We start from the raw sequence: 22,776 nt of genomic DNA, 5'->3' as shown, positions 1-22,776 counted from the left end.
AGTGGCTGTGATTAAGGGTAAGTGGTTACCTTAAGAGTTAAGTGGCGAAATCGACAGATAAGCGGCACATTACGGGCTTTAGTGGTAAGCTTGTTTGGAAAACAACTAGTTAAGGAAGAATCATGAAAAAGGCAACGTTAGGTTTGGCGCTGGCTTTATTGGCAGGCTGTGCGGCGACCACGGAAGAATTAGCGCAATCTGGTGATTGGTATCAGATCGGTTATCAAGATGGCATTGCAGGGCATACTTCTCGTACGGTGAAAGAACTCAATCAACTCGGTAATGCTAAGCAAGGTGACTACGACCAAGGTTATCTCGAAGGGGTGACGGAATACTGTAATCCTGATTTCGCTTACCAGATGGGATTGTCTGGTCAGTACTATGAAGGTGTATGCGAAGGCACACCACAAGCGCAGAAGTTTCGAATGGAATGGCAACGCGGTTGGAACGAATACAGTAACTAGTTCTGTTTCATAATCAAGACAGCAATTTGCCTTGTTAATCTTCTGACATTTGAATTTTATCGCTTTGATGTACTGATATGATTAGATTCAATCAGAAGTGAAATGGAAGCATGAAAAAAGTCTTTTTGGTCGTATTAGCACTGTTCCCTTTGACCGTTGGCGCAACCAATGTATTGAAAGAGTCGATCAAGATGAAGCGAAAGTATGACCATGACAAGCATCATATAACCAACACCATCAATCACACTAAGCGTAATATCAAAGAGATCACCGATGGCACTTATGTGGAGAACCAGGTTAAGCGCAAGGTAAACAATACCACTAGCAAGTACACCAATAAGGTCGACCGTGTGAAAAACATGACGAATCCTGATCAAATCAAGCGCAAAGCGAATGACAAGCTTAACCAAGAATTTGATGAGTGGCTATATGGAGACTGATTCTTGATATCAGAATAAGAAAGGAGACCTTGAGGTCTCCTTTTTGTTTTTCTTGTGTTGGTCAATCTGGTTAACCATCTCACCCGTTATTTTGGCTGGTGACTTTCAACGGCTTTACGTAAGAAGCCATCTTGATGATGCAGATGCGCACGAGCTGAATCGATATCAAGATCGGTCAGGATCATCAAGATCGCCAGTTTTACTTCATAGTCTGTTTGCTTGAGTACTTCGGTTGCTTGTTCTTTGCTGCAATCGGTCGCTTGCATAACGATGCGTGCGGCGCGCGCTACCAGTTTGTTGTTGGTCGCTTTCACGTCGACCATCAGGTTTTGATAACTCTTACCTAAACGGATCATGCTCGCTGTGGTCAGCATATTCAGAACCAGCTTCTGCGCGGTTCCTGATTTTAAACGTGTTGAACCGGTTAAAGCTTCAGGACCTACGACAGGACAAATGGCGATGCTAGCGATCTCTGCAATTGGTGAGTCTGGGTTACAAGACAGTGCCACTGTCGTCGCACCTATCTCGTTGGCGTACTCCAAACCACCAATCACGTAAGGTGTGCGTCCACTAGCGGCGATGCCGACCACGACATCATGATGAGTGAACTCGATGTCTTTCAAATCTTGTTCACCTAAAATTGGAGAGTCTTCTGCGCCTTCTTTCGCTTTGAGGATGGCTTCTGGACCACCTGCAATCAAGCCAACCACCATCTTGTCAGACACACCAAATGTTGGTGGGCATTCTGATGCATCAAGCACCCCTAAACGACCACTGGTGCCTGCGCCCATGTAAACCAAACGACCGCCTACCTTAAATGCGTCGGTGATTTTATCTACCGCGAGGGCGATCTCCGGCAACGCTTTCTCAACGGCAAGTGGAACGAGTTTGTCTTGTTGATTAAGACGCTGAACAATATCCAGAGATGGTAATAAGTCGATGTCCATCGTATCTGGGTTGCGACCTTCTGAAACAAGGTGAGCGAGAGCGGCAATAAGCGCGTCATTTGTCATAGTGATTTAAGCCTTTTGAATACTGAATTCGTTTCATCTTTAAGCTGTATTTAGGACAACTCATTTAGTTTTTAGGATAGAGCACACCGAGTGAAGCAAGACGAATTGCCCCTGTCACTTCTGGCAAGTTGCTTGGCAATCCATGAACGTGGCGCTGTGCAAGCCAAGCAAAAGCCATGGCTTCCATATAGTCTCCGTCGACACCCTTGTCGTTGGTTGTTGCGACTTGCCACTGAGGGAGAAGGGCTGCCAAACGTTGCATCAATAGTGGGTTTCTTGCTCCACCACCACACACTAAAAGCTGAGGCTTTTGACCATGAGTGAACTTTTCCACTTCGACAGCAATGGTCATTGCCGAGTATTCGCAAAGTGTGCGTTGTACATCTTGTACAGAGACACGGTGATTCGTTAGCTGTTGATGTAACCAATCGATATTGAACAGTTCTCGCCCTGTGCTTTTAGGCGGTGGCATCGCAAGATAAGGAGCCTCCAACAGTTGAGCCAGTAAAGCTGCATTGATCTTACCTTGCAGAGCAAATTGGGCGTCTTTGTCGAAGCCTTGTCCAGTATTCTGCTCACACCATGCGTCCATCAACATATTACCCGGACCGGTGTCATAACCAATCACCGGCTGCTCGGGATGTAATACAGAGATATTGGCAATACCACCGATGTTAAGCACTACCGTTGTGGAGTCTTGCATCGCAAAGATGCTTTTGTGAAACGCAGGAACAAGTGGTGCACCTTGTCCACCTAGCGCCATGTCTTTGCGTCGAAAATCTGCCACGGTATCAATACCGGTTTTGACCGCAATGATGTTGGCATCACCCAGTTGAGTAGTGAAGGGCAGATCGCCAGTTGGCTGGTGGAAAACGGTTTGACCATGATTGCCAATGGCTCGGACTTGCTCAGCGGAATAGCCAGATTTATTCAGTAGTTGTAATACGGCATCGGCAAACAAATGCCCGAGTTGGTGGTCCAGTTCGCCAAGTGCTTTCAGGTTAGTGTCTTGTCCTGTGCAAATCGACAGAAGCATTTGTTTAATGTGAGGCGGCATTGGGTAATCATCGTGCGCAATTAGGCAAACATGGTCATTTTCAATTTCTACCAGTGCCGTATCCACACCGTCCATGCTGGTTCCAGACATTACGCCAATGTACAGATTGTTAAGATTCACAGCCGATTCCGTCAATTCTTCGATTCACTTATTGTAAAGCAATTCTGAAGCGAATAACCTCATCGAATACGAGATATTCAGCCGATTTTGAGGAGAAACAATGGGACCGTTATGGGTTGATGTTGCAGGCTACGAATTGACTGCAGAAGACAGAGAAATTTTGGAACATCCAACAGTTGGTGGTTTGATTTTATTTACACGTAACTACCACGACAGCAAGCAGCTTCAAGCTCTTACCCAGTCTATCCGTAAAGCGGCGAAACGTCCGATTTTGATTGGTGTTGACCAAGAGGGCGGGCGCGTTCAGCGTTTCCGTGAAGGTTTCTCTCTCATTCCAGCGGCTGACGAATATGCCAAGCACCAAAATAGTGAGGAACTGGCACGCATGGGTGGTTGGTTGATGGCTGCAGAGCTGATAGCTCATGACATTGACCTAAGTTTCGCGCCTGTGCTGGATAAAGGCCATCAGTGTAAAGCGATCGGCAGTCGAGCTTTTGGTGAGGATATGGACACAATTTTGCGTCACAGTTCTGCTTACATGCATGGCATGAAGAGTGTCGGTATGGCAACAACAGGTAAGCACTTTCCTGGTCATGGCGGTGTGATTGCTGATTCACATCTAGAGACTCCGTACGATGAGCGCAGTGATATCTTTGAGCAAGATATGGCTATTTTCAAAGCGCAAATCGATTCCGGCATCTTAGATGCGATGATGCCTGCTCATGTCATTTTCCCCAATTATGATGATCAACCTGCAAGTGGTTCAGAGTACTGGTTAAAACAAATCTTGCGTCAACAACTTGGTTTTAAGGGTTTGATCTTCTCTGATGATTTGACCATGGAAGGTGCCGCAATTATGGGTGGTCCTGCCCAGCGAGGCATACAGGCATTAAAAGCAGGTTGTGACATGCTATTAGTTTGTAACAAGCGCGATGCACAAGTGGAAGTACTCGATAACCTGCCAATTACTTCCGTTCCTCTTGCTGATGCCTTGCTGAAAAAACAAAACTTTACACTAAGCGAGTTAAAATTGTCTCAAGAGTGGAAAGACGCTACTGAAGCCATGAAGCGATTGATTGGTTAGCCATGTAAACCTTGAGTATTGGTTTACTTGGGGGGATACGTAAACTGTCGAAAACACCTATTTTAAGCCGAAGTGCCCTGCATTTCGGCTTTTTCTTTGTGTGTAAATTTAAGTTTACATTGAATGTTTTTTATTGTGTACGCTTGTATTTCTTTTGTAGCCTGTTATCTTGTCGATAAAGCTTAGTTGTCTCACCAAGGAATTGGTTGGGTGTAAACAAAAATATACAGGTCGAAGTTATGCAAAGAAGTGAATTGAGCAACATCAACATCAGCGAAGAACAAGTACTGATCACGCCTGAGGAGCTAAAAGTTAAGCTTCCTTTGAGTGAAAAGGCACGTCGTTTCATTCAAGAGTCTCGTCAAACCATCGCTGACATCATTCACAAGAAAGATCATCGTCTGCTTGTTGTATGTGGACCATGTTCTATTCATGACGTAGAGGCAGCGAAGGACTACGCTAAGCGCCTAAAAGCCCTTTCAGAACAACTAAGCGACCAACTGTATATTGTAATGCGTGTTTACTTTGAAAAACCTCGAACCACGGTTGGTTGGAAAGGTTTGATCAATGACCCACACCTAGATGGTAGCTTCGACATTGAACATGGTTTGCATGTTGGTCGTGAACTGCTGGTTGAATTGGCAGAGATGGAAATCCCGCTAGCAACAGAAGCTCTTGACCCAATCAGCCCACAATACCTTGCGGATACTTTTAGCTGGGCGGCGATCGGTGCTCGCACAACGGAGTCACAAACTCACCGCGAGATGGCAAGTGGTCTTTCTATGCCTATTGGTTTTAAGAATGGTACGGATGGTAGCTTGGCAACTGCTGTTAACGCGATGCAAGCGGCTTCTTCTAGTCATCGTTTCATGGGAATCAACCGTGAAGGCCAAGTGGCACTGCTAACGACACAAGGCAACCCAAATGGTCATGTCATTTTACGTGGAGGTAAGCAAACCAACTACGATTCAGTATCAGTGACTGAATGTGAGCAAGAAATGGCGAAGTCTGGTCTCGATGCTTCGCTGATGGTGGACTGTAGCCATGCGAACTCGCGTAAAGATTACCGTCGTCAGCCATTGGTCGCAGAAGATGTGATTCATCAAATCCGTGAAGGAAACAAGTCAATCATTGGCTTGATGATTGAGAGCCATATCAATGAAGGTAATCAATCTTCTGACCTGCCACTCGAAGAGATGAAATACGGCGTATCGATCACCGACGCATGTATCAATTGGGATTCAACTGAGGCACTATTACGTCATGCACACGAAGAGCTGGTGCCTTTCTTAGAGAATCGTCTAAAAGGCTAACAACACGGGATTTAAGGAACATCAATGGCAGTTGAACTTAACGCATTACGCGATCAGATTGATGCAGTCGACAAGCAAATGTTGGAGCTATTAGCTCAGCGTTTGGCTCTAGTAGAGAAAGTAGGGGAAGTAAAAAGCGAACACGGTTTGCCAATTTATGCCCCAGATCGTGAGGCGGCAATGCTGGCATCACGACGAGCTGAAGCTGAAAAAATGGGGATCCCTCCACAACTGATTGAAGACATTCTTCGTCGAACAATGCGTGAGTCTTATGCCAGCGAGAAAGATTCCGGTTTTAAGTGTTTGAACCCAGAATTGCGCTCAGTGGTTATTATTGGTGGTAATGGTCAGTTAGGTGGTCTGTTTGGTCGAATGTTTAAGCTGTCTGGTTACCAAGTTAAAGTGCTGGGCAGTAAAGACTGGGATCATGCAGACGACATCTTGGAAGATGCTGGGCTGGTGGTGGTTACTGTTCCGATTCACCTGACAGAAGGTGTGATTGAAAAGCTAGGCAACCTACCAAAAGACTGCATTCTTTGTGACCTGACTTCCATCAAGTCTAAGCCATTGCAAGCAATGTTGAATGTGCACCAAGGTCCGGTTGTTGGTTTACACCCTATGTTTGGTCCAGATGTGCCAAGCTTAGCGAAACAGGTAATTGTGTACTGTGATGGTCGTGGTAACGAACAATACCAATGGCTATTGCAACAATTTGGGATTTGGGGCGCAAGCCTGTGCCAAATTGATGCGCAAGAGCACGATCATGGCATGACATTGATTCAGGCGCTGCGCCACTTCACTTCGTTTGCTTACGGTATGCACCTAAGCAAAGAGAATCCAAACATTGAACAGTTGTTAAAGTTGAGCTCGCCAATTTACCGCTTGGAGTTAGCGATGGTAGGGCGTTTGTTTGGTCAAGATCCAAACCTCTACGGTGACATTATTCTCTCGTCGCAAGAGAACATCGATATGATTAAGCGATTCCACCAACGTTTTGGTGAGGCGCTGAGCATTTTGGATAGCAAAGACAAAGCAGAATTTGTTGAAAGCTTTGAACAAGTCAGTGATTGGTTTGGTGAGTACTCTCAACAATTTATGAACGAGAGTCAGAATCTGCTAAAACAAGCGAATGACAATATCCATCGTGGATAAACACCGATTTGATAGATAAAAAGAGCAGCCCTGAGGCTGCTCTTTTTATATGTGAAGTGAAGAAAAGGAGCGTAAAACCTTAGTTGGTTGCGGTTCCTGTCTTATCTTCGCTTGATACGGTGCTGATGCTAGTATCACGGTAAGGTGAGTTAGTCAGATTGATTTGCAGACGAACGACATTATCAATCAATTGAACCAATGGTCCCCATTTCACCTTTTTCTCTTTCTCGAATGCGTAGTTGAAGTTTTCTGGTGTCCAATCCATCAGATATTGAGGATTCAACGCACGACCTAAGAAGCGCACCTCATAATGTAAGTGTGGTCCAGTTGAGTTGCCTGAATTACCACATTGTGCAATCACATCACCTTTACTTACGAACTGACCACTTTTCACTTTAAAACGGTTTAAGTGGGCAAAAGAGCTCGAGAAACCAAAAGAGTGACGCAGAGTTAGGTAGTTGCCGTAACCTCTGTTACTTGGTCGTACTGTCTCCACAACCCCATCGGCTGGAGCCAGGATCTCTTCACCGCGTTTGCAGGTGAGATCGATACCGGTGTGAACATGGCGTTTACCAGAAATAGGGTTAATACGACTGCCATATGAAGATGAAATACGTTGGTAGGTCATCGGGCTGTCGTTTGGTATCAAGCGAAACATGGTAGCTCTGACCGCTGAGTCTATCGCAGCTGCATCGATCCGCTCTTCTAACGCGAGATTGCTTTCTTCACCTATTAACTCTTCATCTGCCAAGCCGAGTACGGATTCAACATCAAATACGCGCTTCCCGAGAAGTTGTATTTGGTTATTTTTGTCCGTCAGAGACTGAGATAATGAATGGTTGGTGTCCAACTGCTCTTCGTACAATGCAGTGATTTGTGCTTTCTCGCTCTCAAGCTTTGCGATGGTCTGGTTTAATGTTTGTGCGTCATGAACCTGTTTTTGGTTCATATACCAAGCACCACCAATGACAGCCGGTAGCGCAATGACCGATGCGCAAATGGTTAGGATCGAAAGGCGACCCAAATGAAATTGCTGATTCCCATCTTTGGTTGGGATCTGCATGATGATTTTTTTAGACATGATTATTGTTACTAAAGCAGGCGTTCAGTTTATTCTTCCCCTAAATCCGAAAGGTGTTCTAACTCTCGATTTAGGAGCTCGTTATTGCCTACATTCAATTCTATGAATCGTTTTAATTGGCTAATACTGTCGATGTCTATGTTGCTGATCTTTAGCCGAACTTCATTGTCTGCAATTGAAATGACGTCAGCATTTAATCGCATGGTTTGCTCTGATTGAATAAACGAAAAACCGACTTCTACGGGCTGTAATAAATTCAGTTTTTTTGCATCTTCAGCTTTTAATAACAAGCCATGTAAAGAAAGGTCTTGAATGGTAGCTGGTATTACCAAATCTCTCTGTTCAATTAAGGCTGGTACTTGGTAGATGATGCGTGAAAAGCGTCGTCTTTCCGTCATAGAGCTTTCTCGTAAAGTGTCAAACAATGGCAAGACTATACCAAATAGAACAAAAAATGTTCGATTTTTGTGTTTGAAATGTCGAAAATGCTACAGAGTTATGCTGGCTAAAGGTTAGGCTCTTTACATGCTACAAGGGCATTTGAGCTATTTATGCAACACATACAACAAAGGTCGCTATGATAGCGACCTTTGTACGAATTACAAGCAAAGGTGAGATGTAAGGTGAAATACCGCACATCAACCTGCGGTCGAAATTACTTCGATACGCGCTTGTATTTGATACGGTGTGGCTCAGCCGCTTCAGGACCAAGCGTCTTCTTCAGCCATTCCATGTACTCGTTATAGTTACCTTCGTAGAAGTTAACTTGACCTTCATCGCGGTAGTCGATGATGTGTGTCGCGATACGGTCTAGGAACCAGCGGTCGTGCGAGATAACCATTGCACAGCCAGGGAACTCTAGTAGAGCTTCTTCTAGCGCACGTAGTGTTTCAACGTCAAGGTCGTTGGTTGGCTCATCGAGTAATAGTACGTTACCGCCAGCTTTAAGAAGCTTAGCAAGGTGTACACGGTTACGCTCACCACCAGACAGTTCGCCGATAATCTTCTGTTGATCTGAACCTTTGAAGTTGAAGCGAGAACAGTAAGCACGTGCAGGAATTTCGAAGTTGTTGATCTTGATGATATCAGCGCCTTCAGAAATTTCTTGGAATACGGTGTTCTTGTCGTTCATTGAGTCGCGGAACTGCTCAACGGACGCTAGCTTCACGGTTTCACCTAGCTCAATCGTACCTGAATCAGGCTGTTCTGTGCCGCTTAGCATCTTGAATAGGGTCGATTTACCAGCACCGTTGGCACCGATAATACCTACGATTGCACCCTTAGGCATGCTGAATGATAGGTCATCAATAAGAACGCGACCGTCGAATGATTTCGTCAGGTTGTTCACTTCGATAACTTTATCACCTAGACGCTCACCTGGTGGGATGAACAGCTCGTTGGTTTCGTTACGTTTTTGGTGGTCAGTGTTTTGCAGCTCTTCAAAGCGCGCCATACGTGCTTTAGACTTCGCTTGACGACCTTTAGGGTTTTGACGAACCCATTCAAGTTCTTTCTCAATGGTCTTTTGACGAGCTTTTTCTTGAGATGCTTCTTGTTGTAGACGTGCATCTTTTTGCTCTAGCCAAGACGTGTAGTTACCTTCCCATGGAATACCTTCACCACGGTCAAGTTCTAGGATCCAACCCGCAGCGTTATCTAGGAAGTAACGGTCGTGGGTAATCGCAACTACTGTGCCTGTGTAATCAACTAGGAAGCGCTCTAGCCATGCAACAGACTCAGCATCCAAGTGGTTGGTTGGTTCGTCTAGTAGTAGCATGTCTGGCTTCTCTAGAAGAAGACGACAGATAGCAACACGGCGACGTTCACCACCAGATAGGTTTGCAATCTTTTGATCCCACTCAGGTAGACGAAGTGCATCAGCCGCACGCTCTAGCGCGTTGTCTAGGTTATGACCGTCTTTCGCTTGAATTAGCGCTTCTAGTTCGCCTTGCTCTTTTGCAAGTGCATCGAAGTCTGCGTCTGGTTCTGCATACGCAGCATATACCGCATCCAAACGCTTCAGCGCGTCTGCAACATCAGATACCGCTTCTTCAACCACTTCACGAACGGTTTTTGATTCGTCTAGTACTGGCTCCTGAGGTAGGTAACCTACGTTTAGACCAGGTTGTGGACGTGCTTCACCATCGATATCAGTATCGATGCCCGCCATGATACGTAGCAGAGTTGATTTACCCGCACCGTTCAGACCTAGAACACCGATTTTTGCACCTGGGAAGAAGCTTAGAGAGATGTCTTTAAGAATTTGACGCTTAGGTGGCACGATTTTGCTCACCCGCGACATGGTATATACGTATTCAGCCATTGCCGATCGTTCCTAAATTAACTGTCATTCAAAGCGTCTATTTTATACCAACTCCTTGAGTTTTGTTACCGCATTGCAAGAAATTCGCCGCTCATGTGATTTCTTCTTCATTGCTGACCGGAAACTCACAACTTTAGGGTATACACTTTTCTTGTTCATCCTTAATTCAATGTGCTGCGATTCATCAGGAAGAATGGATTGTTGGGAATCTATTTGTCTTTAAGGGTTCTAAAGTTTCACGAGTACAACATTTATTACATCAAGTCGCTTTACAATGAGAACTTAATACGGTGTAAATAGATGCATATGCTTTATGACTTACTACGCTTTGTATTCATCATTAGTAAGGCATGGAGTGATAAACGTCTGAGGAAAATGACGCACATGAGATTCAACGTATCTGAATTGGCTAAAAGAGTATGTTATGCAGCCGCTTTATGTGCGGTTAGCGTATCAGCAAACGCTGCGCTGAGTTTAGAAAAGCAGCGCCAGGTCTATGAACAAGCTCAAGACCTATTAGATAAGAATGACATTGATGGTTACTTATCTATCCGTTCAAAAATCGCCAACTATCCACTGACTCCTTATGTGGATTATCGGGTGTTTCTGAGGCAATTATCGAGTAAGTCTCCACAACAGGTAGACGAATTTATTAAAGACCATGAGGCTTTTCCATTCTCGCGTCGAATTCGTGCCCCTTACTTAGATAACCTTTATCGTCAGAAAGATTGGAAAACCATTACTGAGTTTCAGAGAGTGGAACCAAGTGGTGAGCGCTATCAATGTATTTTTTACGTCGCCCAATTAAATCAAGGCAAACAAGTGGCTGCGTTCAAAGGTGCAGAACACATGTGGTTGCGTGGCAGCAGCATTGCAGATGAGTGTGACCCATTATTCTCTGCGTGGGATAAAGCGGGTGAGCGCTCTGATGAACTTATCTTACAACGCATGTTGCTGGCGTTTGATGCGCGTAACGGTGGTTTATTGAGTTACCTACAAAAACTGCCTAAATCAAGCAAGGCGCAGCAGCAAGCCAAAGCGATGAAGGCACTGTTTGATAAACCAGAAACGGTCGCTGCATTTGCTAAGAAACAACCTGCTAATGATTTCAACCGTGCTCAAAGTGAATTCGCGTTAGAAAAACTAGCGCGTAAGGATACAAAAAAGGCGCAAGACGCTTACGCAATCGTTGTGAAAGGACAGAAGTTTTCACCAGAGAAAGCACAAGCATTAGCTGACTATATTGCGATTCGTTTGATTCGTACCGAGTCAGATTCGTTGGCTCAATGGCGTGATGATAAGACGAGATCGAGTAAGAATTTACCCTTGATTGAAAGCCGCATTCGTTTATCGATTCAAAATGGTGATTGGAAAGGGGTACAGAAGTGGATTGCAGTTTTAAATGAAAAAGAACAAGCGACGCTTCGGTGGCAATACTGGTTAGGACGCAGTGAGATGGCGTTGGGTGATAAAGTCGCGGGCAAACAGCGCTTGGCTAAATTGGCGGGTCAACGGAATTTTTATAGTGTTGCTGCAGCGAATGCGATTGGTCAGTCGATTAAGTATCCATCGAGTACTGTGAAGCTCGATAAAAAGGTGGTTCAACCTTACCAAAAATCGTTAGTGCGAATTGAAGAGTTGATTGAAACCGACAAAATTGCTGCTGCCAAAAGTGAATGGGCACATTTGCTGCGTCGTGTTGGTAAAGAAGAGAAAAAGATGTTGGCGGCTTATGCTGCTTCTAAACGTTGGCATAATTTAACGGTAACAGCGAGTATTCAAGCTAAAATGTGGGACAACATACCTCTGCGTTTTCCTGTCGCTCACCGCTGGTGGTTTAATTTCTATGCCGAGAAACATAACATCGATCCTATTACTATGATGTCTTTGGCTCGACAAGAAAGTGCACTGGACTCTGAGGCTCGCTCACCCGTTGGCGCTCGTGGCTTGATGCAAATTATGCCTGCAACCGCGAAGTACACTGCTCGTAAATATAAGCTTAAATACCAAGGCACGGAAGACTTGTACAATGTAGGTAAGAATATTGAAATCGGTAGTCATTACTTACAAGGGTTAATGGAGGATTACGATAATAATCGTATTTTTGCGCTCGCCGCTTATAATGCAGGACCTAACCGAGTAAAAACGTGGCGAGAGCGAACCCAAGGAAAAGTGGACGCTTATTCCTTTATTGAAGCGATTCCGTTTAAAGAGACTCGCGGTTATGTGCAGAACATTTTGATGTTTGAAACGTATTACCGTGACCTTTTAGGTGTCGATGGTGCGTTCTTGACCCCAAATGAGATCAATACCAAGTATTGAGTGAGGTAACTTGATGTCACACGAACCTGAGTACAAAGACTGGCAGCAGATTGTTGAATTGATCCGCTCAAGTGTGGATAACCAGCAACATGAGATGTTGTTGACCATGCTAATGACACCGGATGAGAGAGAATCACTCACCGCACGTGTGAACATTCTGAATGAATTGCTGAAAGGTGAGCTTTCTCAACGTCAAATCAGTCAAATGCTGGGGGTTGGCATAGCAACGATCACTCGCGGCTCAAATGAGTTGAAGTCAAAGTCGGAAGTCGATAAGGACAAACTCAAGACGTTGCTCGAGCAAGGTGCTCAGTAAGGTCGTTTGAGTTTCTATATCATAGACAGTAAAAAGGGCGGAAAAACCGCCCTTTTTAATTCGTGTATTATTTAGCCATGAGTCTAAAAGCAGTTATAAATTCGCAGGGAAGTGCTCGGGATTCGTAAATGGAATCAACGCCAGAATCAAAGCTTGATGATACACCGAGCTACGAGTCAGTTGGTTTTGAGTTAGCAACCCAATTGCACCGCCTTTCTGTTTGATGTTGTCGGTACCAAAAACTTCATCCATCACATCACCAAGTTCATTGGCATGTTTAAGCTTCTGTAGTACTTCTGGTGGCAACATCAAGCTTGCAGAGCGAGATTCCCCGCGATGCGTATCAGATTCAATCACCATCCAAGCAAATGTGACTTTCCCTTCAATACCTGCTTCTAAACCGACATAAAAATCGGCATTCGTTATTTCGGCTTTAGCGTTACGAACGCGATTCAGAGCTCCGAGATGTGTTTCATCATTTGTCATTGGCTGATCTGCGACTTCACTTGGAACGCTGACCCCAATGAATTCAAACTTCTGCTCAGGGAAAGCGCTGTGAAAAGCACTCTCTACGGCTTTGATTTTCGCTGGGTTAAGTGATGCGATAACGACTTTTTGGCCTGCCATGATCTTTTTACCTACGGATGTCTTTTAGCTCAGTTTAACTTGAGTCGGTTTCACATTCTCACTTGGATAACAGCCTAGTACTTTCAAGTGCTTAGTGATTTTAGTTAGCTCATCAATTGCCTGTTGCATTTCGTTCGAACCAAGATGAGATTCAAGGTCAACGTAGAACATTTCTTCCCATGGGTTACCCATGATTGGACGTGATTCTAGTTTGGTCATATTGATGCCGTAACGTTGAAGTACCAATAGCGTTTGAACCAGTGAGCCTGCTTCTTGAGAAGTCGACATGATCAGTGTGGTTTTTGCAGGGATCTGTGTCGATACTTCTACTGGTTTACGCGCAACTACGATAAAGCGTGTGTGGTTTTCGGTTTGGTTTGCGATATTGCCCTGAATCGCTTGTAGACCATAAAGCTTACCGCTTGAAGCATTACCGATTGCCGCTACATCATCACGATTGAGCTCTTGCACTTTTTGCATCGCATCTGCAGTACTTGCACAAGATTCTAGTTTCACGCCTTTCATGCGACTCAGGAACTCGCTGCATTGTTGGTGTGGTTGTGGATGAGAGTAAAGCGTTTTGATGTTCTCAAGACGAATGTCTTTGGTTGCCACCAAGCAATGTTCAATTGGTTGAGTCAGTTCACCAACGATGTACAGCGTTGTGTGTTGCAGTAGGTCGTAGACTTCATTGATCGAGCCTGAACTGGTGTTTTCAATTGGCAGCACACCATAATCAGCATGACCTGATTCGACCGTTTGAGTCACTTCTTTGAAGTGTTCACAGTTGAGTTCAATTAACTCTGTGTTCTTGCGGCTGAAGTATTCGCGACTTGCAAGGTGTGAGTAAGAGCCTTTCGCACCAAGAAAAGCGACACGAGCAAGTGGCTTACGGCTTTGCTGTGGGTTAACAAGGTTTTGTAGGTAGCTTTGTTGAAGAAGGACCGAGTCTTCAATGATGGTATGGAAAAGTTTGGTGATGTACTGAGCGTCGAGTTCGTATTTATCACGACCATTGGTGATCAGTTTTACTAGAAGCTGTTGTTCACGGACGGCATCACGAACAGGTTTCGAAGTTTGAACTTTGCTTTTAGCGACTTCAATGCTGAGCTTACGGCGTTCGGACAGCAGGCTTAATAACTCGTCATCGAGTTCATTCAAACGTAAACGAATTTCTTCCAGGGAAATAGGTTGGTCAGTCATCAATTCTTTCCTTATAAAAAAAGCCCCCCGATTTGGGAGGCTTTCTGTTTGTTTTTGACTTTTCTTTCACAAACGAGTTAGCCCCTCCAACTATGGAAGGAAAAAGAAGTCAAAAAGAAACAGGTTAGTTGAGTGCATAAATAGTGCTTAATTTGTGAGTGTTTAAACACAATAAGCAAGCAGGCGGGGAGCGTCAAGCAAAAAAATAGCGCCTTTCGGCGCTACTTCCTCAATCTGGACGTTTTACTCTTCTTCTTCCACTAGCTCAGGCTTATTCGCACGTCGAGCTTCAGGTTTGTGGGTCAGCTTATTCAGTTGTCGTTCTAGTTTTTGCTCCACTTCATTAATAGCTGCGTAAAGATCTTCGTGAGTTGCTGAGGCGATTAGCTGGCCTTTAGGAACTTTAATAACGGCTTCGAATTTCTTCTGTTTGTTTGGTTCCTCGCTGAATGTTGCTTGGCATCCAATGATGTCTACTTGCCATTTCTCCAGCTTTTTAAATTTGCTCTCAATATGAGCGCGGATTGCAGAGGTGATTTCGATGTTTTTACCAGTAATGTTCATTGTCATAAATGTTTTTCCTCTGTTTCATCCCTCATGGGTTGAGTTCAGATTACCGCTTTGAGGAGAAAAGAATGTGATCTAGATCGCTTTTTTGGATGGGTTTTTCGAGATGAAAAATGAATGTGATCTCACTCAAGAACTGCTGAGATTTATGTGAAAATTGCTTGTTATCGGATTCGAAATCATTAGATTGGATAGAGTACTGAGCTGAAAACTAACCCGTTTTTAGGGGAGTTATACGGCCTGTAATTCTAGTTAGTTAAAAATTAACCAGATCAAAGATGTGAATCAGATCACTCTTAAAGTGCACAATAAGTTAGATTCAAAAACGCCGCTCAACAAATGAGCGGCGTTTTTGGTTTCTAGCTAGTGTGTTTTCAATTGAGGCGTTTGGCTGACGCTGCGCAATGGCGTCATAAAGACAGGGTCATCAGGCACAAGCAGAACATTATCGAGAGTTTTTGCTAGGTCGAGACTTTCTAACTGTTTGTAGATCACGTAGTAGCGGTTCACATTCGTTACGTACCTGATGGTTTCCCCTAAGCTTCTACGTGTTACGACCTCCACATTATTGAACCATACATTCGGATCGTAACCTTGCTGAGCGGCACGTTTACGCATTCTCTCAATGTTTCCAGGTCCAGCATTGTATGCAGCTAACGTTAAGTAGAGCTTGTTCTCTTTAGTTATGTTGCTATCACTGAAGTAATACCGGCGAAGAAACGCTAAGTATTTCACCCCTGCATGAACGTTGTTCTCTAGATTACGGACATTCTTAATGTTCACATTAGGGTCACTCGCCGTACTCGGTAAGATTTGCATAATACCAACGGCACCACGGCTTGATACTAGACTGTTATCGAACCCTGATTCCTGATAGGCCACCGCTGCGATGAGGAGGTAGTCAAAGTCGTACTTCTCCCCATACTTAGCAAACAGTGATGAGAGCTTTTCAAGCTGAGCAATCTTTTTGGGGTTCAGTGCTTTGTTGAGCCAATTGGTGTTATCGATGTATTTTCCATAAATGACGTTGCCCAGTAGTGTTCCTGACTTGGAAGTTTGGATGAACTTGTTGACCGCTTTTCTTAGCTCCGGGCTGTTATGGCGCATGGCCCAACCAATTTCACCCCCTTCTCTAATCGGAATCTTGGTGTGTGCTCGGATGTCATCCATAAAGTTCATCCACAGCTTGGCTTTGTGGCTATCAAGTACGATAGCTTTGATATAGCCATTGTTTAGCATTCCTACCAGTTCATAGTCTTGCAGCGTCTCTTCAATAAAGTGCACCACCACTGGTGGTAAGCCTTTTTTATTAAGCTGTTTGTTTAATACCTGAATGCTCTCGAAATAACTTGAACTGGCACGAACCCAAATTTCTTTGCCACTCAGTTGTTCAATCTTCGTCATTGCTGGTGTTTTTTTGTTAGTGATGACCCATTCTTCAATCCCTGTAATAGCAGGATCGCTAAAATCGACCAGCTTCTTGCGTGCATCGGTAATGGTGAGATTGGCAACCACTAAATCCCCTAAACCTTGCTCAAGAGAAGGTAGCAACTCATCGCGTGAAACTGGGATAATTTGAATGTTGAGTTTTGGTTTGAGCTTACGGAGCTCTTTTTCGAAATGAGCCAATAGTTCTGCACCAATGCCTTTCGGTTCTCCACCTTCTATGTAATAGAAACCAAGGTCGGCAGACACTAATACGCGTAAAACATTTTTCTCTTTAATGACATCCAGATCCCCCGTGTAAGGTGGTTGTCTAAGAGGGGAGAGCTCAAGAGAAAAGCTCGATGCTGAGAGTAGAAGCAGCAATCCTATCCATAACTTTGATAATGTCACGTTCACATCCATGTTGATGGTGAAGGAGAACTTTAAGCATAAGTAGCGCTCAAAAAATCATCAAGTTAGCGGGTGGAGCAAAAATAAGAAGGGAAAACAAAACCGCCACAGTTTGAGCTGTGGCGGTTGAGGATTAGTTTGCTGGGTTTAGCTTGATAAGCTCTTCCGTTCTGGCAACGGCGTCATCCAGTTTCAACTGTTTGTAAGCTTCTAGTTGAATCTCAAGCGACTTGCGAGCTGCTTCTGTATCAGGGAAAGTCTTTTGAAGCTCTTGAGAACGGTTAATCGCCGCAATCCAAGCTTCACGACGCAAGTAGAAATCTGCTGTCGCAAGATCGTAGTTTGCAAGACGGTTCTTCAGCGCCACCATGCGTTTCTGTGAATCTTCCGCGTATGGGCTGTTCGGGTAACGCTCTAGCAGTTTTTTGAAATCATCAAATGCTTTCTTAACGGGCTCTGGGTCACGGTCACTGCGATCAACGTTAAATAGGTCATGCATGAAGTTACGATCTTGTGCCATGTGGCTCAAACCACGCATGTACAATACCCAGTCCATTTTTTCATGAGTCGGGTTCAAACGCATAAAGCGAGAAATAGTTGCTAGACCGAGTGCTAGGTCGTCGTTTTTGTAGTACGCGTAGATAAGGTCAAGTTGTACCTGCTCAGAGTAGGCACCAAACGGGTAACGCGAATCCAAAGCTTCTAATTTCTCGATGGCAGAAAGCCAGTTACCGCTTTGCAGAGAAGTTTGCGCGTCTGCATACAGTTCAGAAGGTGGCACATCAGGAACGATTTCTTCTTTGCTTGCACAGCCAAACAGAAGGGATACCGCTAAAAGGCCTGTTAAAGTCTGATGTTTCATATCAGGAGTCTGTTCCTTGAATCTAAATATTTCTTAAGCTGCCGTTACTTTCTTTCCAGTAACAGATACAATGACGTAATAGTCTATTTTTCCACAGTCGTGAGCATTAGTCTCACAGTTTTTAAAAAAGTTCGATATGGCTCAGCAGATTGTTTTAACCAACACCGTAAAAGATAGCCAGTTAGGTCAACGTTTAGACCAAGCTATCGCCGAATTGTTCGCGGACTTCTCTCGTTCTCGCTTGAAAGAGTGGTTGCTTGACGGGAAGGTACAAGTGAATGGTGAAGTTGTCACTAAACCTCGCACCAAAGTAATGGGTGGTGAGGAAATTACCTTGCAAGCCGAGCTGGAAGATGAAGAACGCTGGGAAGCACAAGATATCCCGCTAGATATCGTCTACGAAGATGAAGATATCATCGTAATCAACAAGCCTCGTGATTTTGTTGTACACCCAGGTGCGGGTACACCAGACGGCACAGTACTAAACGCATTGCTGCATCACTACCCAGACATCGCCGAAGTACCTCGTGCAGGTATCGTACACCGTCTAGATAAAGACACCACTGGTCTGATGGTGGTTGCGAAAACTGTTCCGGCACAAACTCGTCTGGTTCGCGCTTTGCAAAAACGTAACATCACCCGTGAGTACGAAGCGATTGCAATCGGTCGTATGACGGCGGGTGGTAAAGTGGATCAGCCAATTGGCCGTCACTCGACTAAGCGTACGCTAATGGCAGTTGCGCCTCTGGGTAAACCGGCGGTAACGCATTACCGTGTTGCAGAGCATTTCCGTGAACACACACGTATCCGTCTTCGTCTAGAAACCGGTCGCACGCACCAAATCCGTGTTCATATGTCTTACCTACAGCATCCGCTACTCGGTGATACTGCTTATGGCGGTCGTGCTCGTATCCCAACAGGTGCATCGGAAGAGCTAACAGCCATGATTCGTGGTTTTGATCGTCAAGCATTGCACGCGGTAATGCTACGTTTCGAACATCCTATCACTGGTGAAGAGCTAGAGTTCCATGCTCCAGTTCCTGATGACATGGTAGAGATGACAGAAGCGCTGCGTAAAGATACAGAAGAGTTCGGTCTACCTGACGAGTTCTAATATGAAGACGATTGTTCCCAATTGGTCCGCGCCGAAAAATGTTAAAGCTTTCGCCTCTACAAGAGTCGGAGGCTTTTCGACTTCGCCATATCAAGGGCTGAACCTTGGTGCGCATGTTGGGGATGATGCGTCTATAGTAGAGAAGAACCGTAATTGGTTGGCGCAACAAGCGAATATGCCAAATGCGCCAATTTGGTTGAATCAAACTCACTCTACTGTGGTAGCTCAAGTAAGCACACCAACAACACAAGTACTTGACGCTGATGGTGTGTTTACTTCTTCAAATAATATTGTCTGTTCTGCGATGACTGCAGATTGTTTACCTGTTCTATTAACCAATACACAGGGCAGCCAAGTGGCAGCCGTGCATGCTGGTTGGCGCGGTTTAGCAAATGGTATTGTTGAAAATGCACTAGCGCTATTTTCTGGTGAAGTAATAGCGTGGCTTGGTCCTGCAATTGGACCTCAAGCATTTGAAGTGGGTGAGGATGTCTTACAATCCTTTTTAGATTTTGACTCTCAAGCGCATCAAGCATTTACACCTCGTAATGTTGAAGGTAAGTGGCTGGCTGATATGTCCAAGCTTGCAACTCAACGTCTTAACAAAGCTGGAGTCACTCAAGTATTTGATTCCGGATTGTGCACTTTCCAAAATAGAGAAGATTTTTACTCATATCGTCGTGATGGTGTGACGGGTAGACAAGCGACTTTTATTTGGATCGAGGACTAACCACTACAACCCAAAAGTACAAAGATGCATAGCTTCATTTTTGCAAAGCTATCTTTATTAATTCTCTCCCTTGAAATTCCCTCTGTGCGTATCCATCTTTCTAACTGTCAAAAGAATTTTCTTCAGTTGAGGTTAGGAAGGAAGATATGCGTCTTGATAGATTCACAAGCAAGTTTCAAATCGCTATCTCTGATGCTCAGTCACTAGCGTTAGGGCGCGATCATCAATATATCGAACCAGTGCACCTAATGGTGGCATTGCTTGATCAGAACGGTAGCCCAATTCGTCCACTGCTAACAATGTTAGATGTCGACGTGACTCATCTACGCTCTAAATTGAGCGAAATGTTAGATCGACTGCCTAAAGTCAGTGGCATCGGTGGTGATGTTCAGCTGTCTAGCTCTATGGGTACGCTTTTCAATTTGTGTGACAAAGTGGCTCAAAAGCGTCAGGACTCCTACATTTCCTCCGAAGTCTTCTTGCTTGCAGCATTAGAAGACCGTGGTCCACTTGGTCAGTTATTGAAAGAGATGGGCTTGACCGAGCAAAAAGTGAGTCAAGCGATCGAAAAGATCAGAGGTGGCCAAAAGGTTAATGACCCGAATGCGGAAGAACTTCGACAAGCGTTGGAAAAGTTCACCATAGACCTTACTGAACGTGCAGAGCAGGGTAAGTTGGATCCGGTTATTGGTCGTGATGACGAAATTCGTCGTACCATCCAAGTATTGCAACGCCGTACTAAAAACAACCCTGTAATCATTGGTGAACCAGGTGTTGGTAAAACAGCAATCGTAGAAGGTTTGGCTCAGCGCATCATTAATAATGAAGTTCCAGAGGGGCTACGTGGTCGCCGAGTGCTTTCATTAGATATGGGCGCACTTGTTGCGGGCGCGAAGTACCGTGGTGAATTTGAAGAGCGCTTGAAGTCGGTATTGAATGAACTAGCCAAAGAAGAAGGCAACGTCATTCTGTTTATTGATGAGCTTCATACTATGGTTGGTGCAGGTAAAGGTGAAGGCTCTATGGATGCCGGTAACATGCTAAAACCAGCGCTGGCTCGTGGTGAACTTCATTGTGTGGGCGCTACAACACTAGATGAATACCGTCAGTATATAGAGAAAGATGCTGCGCTTGAGCGTCGTTTCCAAAAAGTGCTGGTGGATGAGCCAAGTGTTGAGGATACCATTGCTATTCTGCGTGGTTTAAAAGAACGCTATGAGCTTCACCATCACGTAGAAATTACAGATCCGGCGATTGTTGCGGCGGCTAGCTTGTCGCATCGTTATGTTTCTGATCGTCAACTACCCGACAAAGCGATCGATTTAATTGATGAAGCCGCTTCTAGTATTCGTCTACAAATTGACTCTAAACCAGAGTCGCTAGACAAACTTGAGCGCAAAATCATTCAACTGAAAATCGAACAGCAAGCGCTGAGCAACGAGCATGATGAAGCGAGTGAAAAACGTTTGGATGTGCTTAACGATGAGTTGAACGAGAAAGAGCGTGAGTATGCAGAGCTTGAAGAAGTGTGGAATGCTGAAAAAGCAGCGCTATCAGGTACGCAACATATTAAAGGTGAGTTAGAACAAGCTCGTATGGATATGGACTTTGCTCGTCGTGCTGGTGACTTAAACCGTATGTCTGAGCTGCAGTATGGACGTATTCCTGAATTAGAAAAGCAATTAGACCTAGCAACTCAAGCAGAAATGCAAGAGATGACGCTACTGCGTAATAAGGTTACTGACAATGAAATTGCAGAAGTGCTTTCTAAGCAGACGGGTATTCCTGTTTCAAAAATGCTTGAAGCAGAAAAAGAGAAATTACTCCGTATGGAAGATGTTCTGCATAAACGTGTCATTGGCCAGGCTGAAGCGGTTGAGGTGGTATCGAATGCTATCCGTCGTAGCCGAGCTGGTTTATCCGATCCAAATAAACCAATTGGTTCCTTCTTATTCTTAGGTCCAACAGGCGTAGGTAAAACAGAGCTGTGTAAGACACTCGCTAGCTTCATGTTTGATAGTGAAGATGCCATGGTACGTATCGATATGTCAGAGTTCATGGAGAAACACTCTGTGGCAAGGCTGGTTGGTGCGCCTCCGGGTTATGTCGGCTATGAAGAGGGGGGCTACTTAACTGAAGCGGTTCGTCGTAAACCTTATTCCGTCATCTTATTAGATGAAGTAGAAAAGGCTCACCCTGATGTGTTCAATATTCTACTGCAAGTATTAGATGACGGACGCTTAACTGACGGACAAGGTCGTACGGTGGATTTCCGTAACACGGTCGTCATTATGACATCGAACCTAGGTTCGGCTCGTATTCAAGAGAACTTTGCTACTCTGGATTACCAAGGAATCAAGAATGAGGTGATGGATGTTGTAAGCAAACACTTCCGTCCGGAATTCTTAAACCGTGTTGATGAAAGTGTCGTCTTCCACCCACTAGGTCAAGAACACATTAAATCTATTGCGTCTATTCAACTAGAACGTTTGGCTAAACGTTTAGAAGAAAAAGGCTACCAATTTGAGGTATCTGATAAAGCCCTCGATTTGATCGCCCAAGTTGGCTTCGACCCAGTATATGGTGCACGACCTTTAAAACGTGCAATTCAACAGAATGTAGAAAACCCATTAGCGAAGTCGATTTTGGCTGGAGAGATATTACCAGACAAGAAAGTACAGCTGATTGTTAGCAATGACCAAATCATTGCTCATCAATAATTGCATTGATGCACTGAAAAGTGGGATAAAGTTCAAACTTTAGGGGGCGATAGCCCCCTTTTTAATACACTTTTATTGAGTTTTGTTTGTTTTCTATACGAACGAACTAAAAAGCTAAGTTTTTTTGAAAAATAGGCTTGTGTTCCTTAGGGAACTCCCTATAATGCGCCTCCGTTGTCACGGGAAAGCAAGCTAAGCGAAACCAAGATGACAAGGTCAGTGAGTTAGAAGTTAACTCACAGAGAAATAACTTAAAAAAGTGTTTGACACGGCAAGTTATCTCGCTAAAATGACCGTCCACTTTGAAGAGAACTTCAAAGTCTGCTCTTTAAAAATAAGAACCTATCAATCTGTGTGGGCACTCGTTGATGATAATCCAATTAGAAGCTTTGGCTTCAAATTAGGTTTCAATGAAACGAAGTGACCATTGAG

Annotated in this window: 20 protein-coding genes and 1 other annotated feature; of the genes, 10 read left to right on the top strand and 10 right to left on the bottom strand. The window is 44.5% G+C overall.

Annotation, left to right across the window (positions count from 1 at the left end; genetic code table 11):
* Positions 1–122 precede the first annotated feature (122 nt).
* A complete protein-coding gene (locus OH463_RS06610; protein ID WP_005425322.1) occupies positions 123–464 on the top strand; it encodes a DUF2799 domain-containing protein in 342 nt (113 codons plus the stop codon).
* Between the two features lie 110 nt (positions 465–574).
* A complete protein-coding gene (locus tag OH463_RS06605) occupies positions 575–904 on the top strand; it encodes a hypothetical protein (protein WP_101960653.1) in 330 nt (109 codons plus the stop codon).
* A gap of 86 nt (positions 905–990) precedes the next feature.
* Here the strand turns inward: OH463_RS06605 and murQ are convergent, their stop codons facing one another.
* Both murQ and OH463_RS06595 read right to left on the bottom strand, forming a co-directional pair.
* Complete coding sequence (gene murQ, locus OH463_RS06600; RefSeq protein ID WP_005447940.1) at positions 991–1,917, bottom strand: N-acetylmuramic acid 6-phosphate etherase; 927 nt, start codon at positions 1,915–1,917, stop codon at positions 991–993.
* A gap of 64 nt (positions 1,918–1,981) precedes the next feature.
* Positions 1,982–3,094 carry an anhydro-N-acetylmuramic acid kinase gene (locus OH463_RS06595; RefSeq protein ID WP_269990922.1) on the bottom strand — a complete coding sequence of 371 codons (1,113 nt, stop codon included), beginning with the start codon at positions 3,092–3,094 and terminating at the stop codon, positions 1,982–1,984.
* Between the two features lie 100 nt (positions 3,095–3,194).
* Between OH463_RS06595 and nagZ the strand changes: the two genes are divergently transcribed.
* The 3 genes from nagZ to tyrA all read left to right on the top strand — a co-directional run bounded on the left by nagZ (position 3,195) and on the right by tyrA (position 6,643).
* On the top strand, positions 3,195–4,178 hold the full coding sequence (nagZ, locus tag OH463_RS06590; protein ID WP_009697644.1) for a beta-N-acetylhexosaminidase: 984 nt from the start codon (positions 3,195–3,197) through the stop codon (positions 4,176–4,178).
* Positions 4,179–4,417: 239 nt separating this feature from the next.
* Positions 4,418–5,491, top strand: a complete 1,074-nt coding sequence (locus OH463_RS06585) for a 3-deoxy-7-phosphoheptulonate synthase (RefSeq protein ID WP_005447945.1) — start codon at positions 4,418–4,420, stop codon at positions 5,489–5,491.
* A 24-nt stretch (positions 5,492–5,515) separates the two neighbouring features.
* Positions 5,516–6,643, top strand: coding sequence for a bifunctional chorismate mutase/prephenate dehydrogenase (gene tyrA, locus OH463_RS06580; RefSeq protein WP_005447947.1), 1,128 nt, complete (start codon positions 5,516–5,518; stop codon positions 6,641–6,643).
* A 79-nt stretch (positions 6,644–6,722) separates the two neighbouring features.
* On the opposite strand, the gene OH463_RS06575 is transcribed toward tyrA, so the two are convergent.
* The 3 genes from OH463_RS06575 to ettA all read right to left on the bottom strand — a co-directional run bounded on the left by OH463_RS06575 (position 6,723) and on the right by ettA (position 10,047).
* Entirely contained in the window at positions 6,723–7,724 is a 1,002-nt protein-coding gene (locus OH463_RS06575; protein ID WP_009697645.1) for a M23 family metallopeptidase, read from the bottom strand.
* Positions 7,725–7,753: 29 nt separating this feature from the next.
* Entirely contained in the window at positions 7,754–8,122 is a 369-nt protein-coding gene (locus OH463_RS06570) for a PilZ domain-containing protein (RefSeq protein WP_009697646.1), read from the bottom strand.
* A gap of 257 nt (positions 8,123–8,379) precedes the next feature.
* Positions 8,380–10,047 carry an energy-dependent translational throttle protein EttA gene (gene ettA, locus OH463_RS06565; protein ID WP_005447952.1) on the bottom strand — a complete coding sequence of 556 codons (1,668 nt, stop codon included), beginning with the start codon at positions 10,045–10,047 and terminating at the stop codon, positions 8,380–8,382.
* A gap of 375 nt (positions 10,048–10,422) precedes the next feature.
* On the opposite strand from ettA, the gene sltY reads away from it, so the two are divergent.
* Entirely contained in the window at positions 10,423–12,369 is a 1,947-nt protein-coding gene (sltY, locus tag OH463_RS06560) for a murein transglycosylase (protein WP_005447953.1), read from the top strand.
* Between the two features lie 13 nt (positions 12,370–12,382).
* Positions 12,383–12,685, top strand: a complete 303-nt coding sequence (gene trpR, locus OH463_RS06555; RefSeq protein WP_005447954.1) for a trp operon repressor — start codon at positions 12,383–12,385, stop codon at positions 12,683–12,685.
* 93 nt (positions 12,686–12,778) lie between these two features.
* Here trpR and yjjX read toward each other — a convergent pair whose 3' ends face one another.
* The 5 genes from yjjX to OH463_RS06530 form a co-directional block, all read right to left on the bottom strand.
* Positions 12,779–13,312, bottom strand: a complete 534-nt coding sequence (gene yjjX / locus OH463_RS06550; RefSeq protein WP_005447955.1) for an inosine/xanthosine triphosphatase — start codon at positions 13,310–13,312, stop codon at positions 12,779–12,781.
* A 24-nt stretch (positions 13,313–13,336) separates the two neighbouring features.
* Positions 13,337–14,515 (bottom strand): prephenate dehydratase, encoded by a 1,179-nt coding sequence (gene pheA, locus OH463_RS06545; protein WP_005447956.1) that lies wholly within the window; start codon positions 14,513–14,515, stop codon positions 13,337–13,339.
* A gap of 13 nt (positions 14,516–14,528) precedes the next feature.
* Positions 14,529–14,650: a sequence feature (Phe leader region), on the bottom strand.
* 108 nt (positions 14,651–14,758) lie between these two features.
* Positions 14,759–15,085 carry a ribosome hibernation-promoting factor, HPF/YfiA family gene (gene hpf / locus OH463_RS06540; protein WP_005447957.1) on the bottom strand — a complete coding sequence of 109 codons (327 nt, stop codon included), beginning with the start codon at positions 15,083–15,085 and terminating at the stop codon, positions 14,759–14,761.
* Between the two features lie 360 nt (positions 15,086–15,445).
* On the bottom strand, positions 15,446–16,930 hold the full coding sequence (locus OH463_RS06535; protein WP_009697650.1) for a lytic transglycosylase F: 1,485 nt from the start codon (positions 16,928–16,930) through the stop codon (positions 15,446–15,448).
* Between the two features lie 121 nt (positions 16,931–17,051).
* Positions 17,052–17,780 carry an outer membrane protein assembly factor BamD gene (locus tag OH463_RS06530; RefSeq protein ID WP_005447960.1) on the bottom strand — a complete coding sequence of 243 codons (729 nt, stop codon included), beginning with the start codon at positions 17,778–17,780 and terminating at the stop codon, positions 17,052–17,054.
* A 136-nt stretch (positions 17,781–17,916) separates the two neighbouring features.
* On the opposite strand from OH463_RS06530, the gene rluD reads away from it, so the two are divergent.
* The 3 genes from rluD (at position 17,917) to clpB (ending at position 22,344) form a co-directional block, all read left to right on the top strand.
* The gene (rluD, locus tag OH463_RS06525; RefSeq protein ID WP_005447961.1) at positions 17,917–18,894 is read left to right on the top strand and encodes a 23S rRNA pseudouridine(1911/1915/1917) synthase RluD; all 978 of its coding nucleotides are present in this window, start codon (positions 17,917–17,919) and stop codon (positions 18,892–18,894) included.
* Position 18,895: 1 nt separating this feature from the next.
* The gene (pgeF, locus tag OH463_RS06520; RefSeq protein ID WP_009697651.1) at positions 18,896–19,624 is read left to right on the top strand and encodes a peptidoglycan editing factor PgeF; all 729 of its coding nucleotides are present in this window, start codon (positions 18,896–18,898) and stop codon (positions 19,622–19,624) included.
* A gap of 146 nt (positions 19,625–19,770) precedes the next feature.
* A complete protein-coding gene (gene clpB, locus OH463_RS06515) occupies positions 19,771–22,344 on the top strand; it encodes an ATP-dependent chaperone ClpB (RefSeq protein WP_005447963.1) in 2,574 nt (857 codons plus the stop codon).
* The last annotated feature ends 432 nt before the right edge of the window (positions 22,345–22,776 follow it).

The organism is Vibrio sp. NFR, assembly GCF_027587095.1.
In the GTDB taxonomy this organism is placed as follows: Bacteria; Pseudomonadota; Gammaproteobacteria; order Enterobacterales; family Vibrionaceae; genus Vibrio; species Vibrio harveyi.
The sequence above is the reverse complement of the archived record's forward strand: the minus strand, read 5'-3'. Positions and strand labels throughout refer to the sequence as shown.

Bases quoted from the DNA above. Each gene is read 5' to 3' on its own strand.
- OH463_RS06610 (WP_005425322.1), top strand. From the start codon at position 123: ATGAAAAAGGCAACGTTAGGTTTGGCGCTGGCTTTATTGGCAGGCTGT.
- OH463_RS06605 (WP_101960653.1), top strand. From the start codon at position 575: ATGAAAAAAGTCTTTTTGGTCGTATTAGCACTGTTCCCTTTGACCGTT.
- murQ (WP_005447940.1), bottom strand. From the start codon at position 1,917: ATGACAAATGACGCGCTTATTGCCGCTCTCGCTCACCTTGTTTCAGAA.
- nagZ (WP_009697644.1), top strand. From the start codon at position 3,195: ATGGGACCGTTATGGGTTGATGTTGCAGGCTACGAATTGACTGCAGAA.
- OH463_RS06585 (WP_005447945.1), top strand. From the start codon at position 4,418: ATGCAAAGAAGTGAATTGAGCAACATCAACATCAGCGAAGAACAAGTA.
- tyrA (WP_005447947.1), top strand. From the start codon at position 5,516: ATGGCAGTTGAACTTAACGCATTACGCGATCAGATTGATGCAGTCGAC.
- OH463_RS06575 (WP_009697645.1), bottom strand. From the start codon at position 7,724: ATGTCTAAAAAAATCATCATGCAGATCCCAACCAAAGATGGGAATCAG.
- OH463_RS06570 (WP_009697646.1), bottom strand. From the start codon at position 8,122: ATGACGGAAAGACGACGCTTTTCACGCATCATCTACCAAGTACCAGCC.
- ettA (WP_005447952.1), bottom strand. From the start codon at position 10,047: ATGGCTGAATACGTATATACCATGTCGCGGGTGAGCAAAATCGTGCCA.
- sltY (WP_005447953.1), top strand. From the start codon at position 10,423: ATGACGCACATGAGATTCAACGTATCTGAATTGGCTAAAAGAGTATGT.
- trpR (WP_005447954.1), top strand. From the start codon at position 12,383: ATGTCACACGAACCTGAGTACAAAGACTGGCAGCAGATTGTTGAATTG.
- yjjX (WP_005447955.1), bottom strand. From the start codon at position 13,312: ATGGCAGGCCAAAAAGTCGTTATCGCATCACTTAACCCAGCGAAAATC.
- pheA (WP_005447956.1), bottom strand. From the start codon at position 14,515: ATGACTGACCAACCTATTTCCCTGGAAGAAATTCGTTTACGTTTGAAT.
- hpf (WP_005447957.1), bottom strand. From the start codon at position 15,085: ATGACAATGAACATTACTGGTAAAAACATCGAAATCACCTCTGCAATC.
- OH463_RS06535 (WP_009697650.1), bottom strand. From the start codon at position 16,930: ATGGATGTGAACGTGACATTATCAAAGTTATGGATAGGATTGCTGCTT.
- OH463_RS06530 (WP_005447960.1), bottom strand. From the start codon at position 17,780: ATGAAACATCAGACTTTAACAGGCCTTTTAGCGGTATCCCTTCTGTTT.
- rluD (WP_005447961.1), top strand. From the start codon at position 17,917: ATGGCTCAGCAGATTGTTTTAACCAACACCGTAAAAGATAGCCAGTTA.
- pgeF (WP_009697651.1), top strand. From the start codon at position 18,896: ATGAAGACGATTGTTCCCAATTGGTCCGCGCCGAAAAATGTTAAAGCT.
- clpB (WP_005447963.1), top strand. From the start codon at position 19,771: ATGCGTCTTGATAGATTCACAAGCAAGTTTCAAATCGCTATCTCTGAT.